Source organism: Phenylobacterium sp., from assembly GCF_036263695.1.
Taxonomy (GTDB): domain Bacteria; phylum Pseudomonadota; class Alphaproteobacteria; order Caulobacterales; family Caulobacteraceae; genus Phenylobacterium.
Window position 1 is genome coordinate 1 of the sequence record NZ_DATAGM010000190.1, and the last position, 3,113, is coordinate 3,113.

General features: G+C 69.3%; 5 protein-coding genes and 1 riboswitch. Of the genes, 4 read left to right on the forward strand and 1 reads right to left on the reverse strand.

Annotated features, from left to right (window positions below):
- The coding region (locus tag VHK87_RS07805; protein ID WP_329634342.1) for a PAS domain S-box protein at window positions 1–779 on the reverse strand (779 nt) is incomplete at its 3' end.
- Between the two features lie 158 nt (window positions 780–937).
- Between VHK87_RS07805 and VHK87_RS07810 the strand changes: the two genes are divergently transcribed.
- From VHK87_RS07810 to VHK87_RS07825, 4 genes are all read left to right on the forward strand, one after another.
- Entirely contained in the window at window positions 938–1,225 is a 288-nt protein-coding gene (locus tag VHK87_RS07810) for a hypothetical protein (protein ID WP_329634343.1), read from the forward strand.
- 16 nt (window positions 1,226–1,241) lie between these two features.
- Window positions 1,242–1,481, forward strand: coding sequence for a hypothetical protein (locus tag VHK87_RS07815; RefSeq protein WP_329634344.1), 240 nt, complete (start codon window positions 1,242–1,244; stop codon window positions 1,479–1,481).
- 21 nt (window positions 1,482–1,502) lie between these two features.
- Window positions 1,503–2,366 carry a dienelactone hydrolase family protein gene (locus tag VHK87_RS07820; protein ID WP_329634345.1) on the forward strand — a complete coding sequence of 288 codons (864 nt, stop codon included), beginning with the start codon at window positions 1,503–1,505 and terminating at the stop codon, window positions 2,364–2,366.
- Between the two features lie 61 nt (window positions 2,367–2,427).
- Window positions 2,428–2,643: riboswitch (cobalamin riboswitch) on the forward strand.
- Window positions 2,644–2,778: 135 nt separating this feature from the next.
- Window positions 2,779–3,113, forward strand: a 335-nt coding sequence (locus VHK87_RS07825) for a TonB-dependent receptor (protein ID WP_329634346.1), incomplete at its 3' end; no start/stop codon positions are given.

The following is a 3,113-nucleotide window of genomic DNA, read 5'->3' on the forward strand; positions in this document are numbered from 1 at the left end:
AGGGCCTCCTGCGCCGCCTTCCGCTCGGAGATGTCGCGGGTGATCTTGGCGTAGCCGATGTGGCGGCCTTCCTCGTCGTAGATCGCGTCGATCACCACGCTGGCCCAGAACCGGCTGCCGTCCTTGCGCAGGCGCCAGCCCTCGGCCTCGAAGCGGCCTTCCTTCAGCGCCGTCTGCAGCGAGCGGGCGGGCAGGCCGGCGCGGCGGTCCTCCGGCGTGTGGAACATGCTGAAGTGGCGGCCGATGACGTCGTTGGCTAGGTAGCCCTTGATCCGCTCGCCGCCCTTGTTCCAGTTGGTGATCATCCCCTCGGGATCGAGCATGTACATGGCGTAGTCGATCACGCCCTCGACCAGCAGCCGGAAGCGGCGTTCGCTCTCGATGAGCGCCTGATGGGCCTCCCGCTGCTCTGTCATGTCGCGGGTGACCTTGGCGTAGCCGATCAGCTCGCCGGTCTCGCCCCGGACCGCGTGCAGGGCGGCCTGCGACCAGAAGCGGCTGCCGTCCTTGCGGATGCGCCAGCCTTCACTCGTCGCCCTGCCGTGGAGGCGCGCCTCCTCCATCAGCCGCTCCGGCGTGCCCCCCCGGCGATCCTCCAGGGTGAAGAAGCGTGCAAACGGCTCGCCGATGATCTCATCGGCCGAGTAGCCCTTGATGCGCGCGGCGCCGGTGTTCCAGCTCGCAACGCGGCCGTCTGCGTCGAGCATGTAGATGGCGTACTCGCTGACCGAGTCCACCAGCAGCTGGAATCGCCGTTCAGGGTCCGGGAGGTGGGTCATCCGACGGACTTGAGGCCCATGACGGCGCAGCCCGCAAGCCGAATGCTGCGGAAGGGACCAAGAATTTCGTGCATGGTGCGCTGTCGCCGCGGCACGGCGGAATTGACAGTCGTCCGCCTGACGCCGATGGAATCCGGCGTTCGCGAAAGGGAGGCCTCGTGACCCCAGCCGTACATCAGCTTCGTCCCCCCGGCGACCCGCCCGATCAGGACGATAAAACGGCTTCACCGTACGGGGAGTTCCCGCACGAGCACGAGGACCTGCCCTACAAGGTCGAAGTCTGGGATTCGGCGGGCGAGTTCGTCGAGCTCGTGGTGGCGGTGAGCGTCAGCCCAGCCATCGGCTATGCGGCCTATTTCGCGGCGACGCGGGAGTTTCCCGGTCGGGCGATCACCCTGCGCCACAAGACGTCGGTGATCAGCCGCTGGACCGGCCAGGCGCACTGATCGGTTTCCGGGCGCAATGATCGAGAGCAAGGGCGAGGGCCGCATCATCCCGCTGGAGGCCGCCTCCGGCGTCGCCGGCAGGCTGCCCTACGCCATCGAGCTCTGGAACCTGCCGCGCACCGCCCCCGAGCGGATCGTCGGCCGCGCGGCCAGCGCGGTGCTGGCTCGGGCCATCTTCCAGGCGGCGATGAGCGAGCATCTCGGGCGCAAGCTGATCCTGCGCCGCGGCAGCCGCGTGGTGGCCGAGACCGAATGAAAGAACAGAGGGAGGCATCCGATGTGTGACGACGAGATCCATCAAGGCCTGGTGCACGACCCGTCGGTGTCCCGGCGGACCTTCGGCCTCATGGGCGTGGCGGCCGCCGGCGCGGCGACCGCGGTCCATGCGCAGGAAAAGGTCGTCGAGAAGGACGTCTCCGTGAAGACGCCGGACGGCGTGGCGGACTCGGTGTTGTTCCATCCCGCCGGCAAGGGGACGTGGCCGGCCGTGCTGATCTGGCCGGACATCATCGGGCTTCGCCAGGTGTTCCGCGACATGGGTCGCAGGCTCGCCGCCGAAGGCTACGTCGTGCTTGTCGTGAACCCCTTCTACCGGGCCAAGAAGGCGCCGATCGTCGACGGGACGTTCAACTTCGCCAATCCGGAGGACCGGGCCAAGATCGCCCCCCTGCGGGCGACGCTGACGCCGCCGAACGTCGACAAGGACGCCGTCGCCTACGTCGCCTTCCTCGACGCCCAGCCGCAGACCAACAAGAAAGCCAAGGTCGGCGTGCAGGGCTACTGCATGGGCGGACCGTTGTCCTTCCGCACCGCTGCGGCTGTCCCGAACCGCATCGGCGCCGTCGCCAGCTTCCATGGCGGGGGCCTCCACACCGCCGAGGCGACCAGCCCGCACCTGCTGATCCCCAAGACGCAGGCCGAATACCTGATCCTGGTCGCCGACAACGACGACAAGAAGGAGCCGGAGGTGAAGGACAAGCTCAAGGCCGCCTTCGCCGAGGCCAAGCGGCCGGCCAAGGTCGAGGTCTACGCCGGCGCCGACCACGGTTGGACGGTCAAAGGCTCGCAGGTCTACAACGAGCCCGCCGCCGAGAAGGCCTGGGCCGAGCTGCTCGCGCTCTACAAGCGGGCGCTGTCCTAACGGTCCCGTTGTCCCTCCCCTGCAGGGGAGGGAGCCCTTGCCACCTTCAGCGCAACGGCGCATCTAGCGCCGCAGAGGCGGTTCCCCATCGGGGGCCAAGAGGGAATGGGGTGAGGCGGCCTGCCGCCGATTCCCCAGCTGTGCCCGCAACTGTGAGCGGCCAGGGCCGTCGTCCGTCCGTCCCGAAAGGGGCGGCGCCACTGGGAAACCGGGAAGGCGAGGGCGGGGTCCGGTACGAGCCGCAAGCCAGGAGACCTGCCGCCTTGTCGCTCGTCCGAGGTCCGGGACCAGACCCACGGCGCGGCAAGGGCTGAACACCCTCCGTTGCAGCGACTTGAGCGCGGTTCGCCGCCGGCCGCTCATCGCTGCAAACGCCCGCCCGGCGGCGTAGGGCGGACCTGACGGAGGTCCCATGCGACCCATCCTCTTCACCGCCGCCGCGCTCGCGGCGTTCTCCACTCACGCCTATGGCCAGACCCCGCTCTCCGAGTTGGTGGTCACCGCCCCGCGCCTGGCCACCACGCCCGACCTGGTCACCGGCCTCAGAGCCGTCGAACGGGAGGAGATCGAGGCGCGGCAAGCGACCTTCGCCGCCGATGTCCTGAACACGCTTCCCGGCGTCTCGGTCTTCCGCCGCGGCGTCGGCGGCCTGGCCACTGTCCGCCTGCGCGGGGCCGAGGCGGACAAGACGCTGGTGCTGATCGACGGCGTGGCCGTCAACGATCCGGCCGACCCCTCCGGCGCCTT

Excerpts from the sequence above, each read along its gene's own strand:
- VHK87_RS07815 (WP_329634344.1), top strand. The coding sequence starts at position 1,242 with ATGATCGAGAGCAAGGGCGAGGGCCGCATCATCCCGCTGGAGGCCGCC.
- VHK87_RS07820 (WP_329634345.1), top strand. The coding sequence starts at position 1,503 with ATGTGTGACGACGAGATCCATCAAGGCCTGGTGCACGACCCGTCGGTG.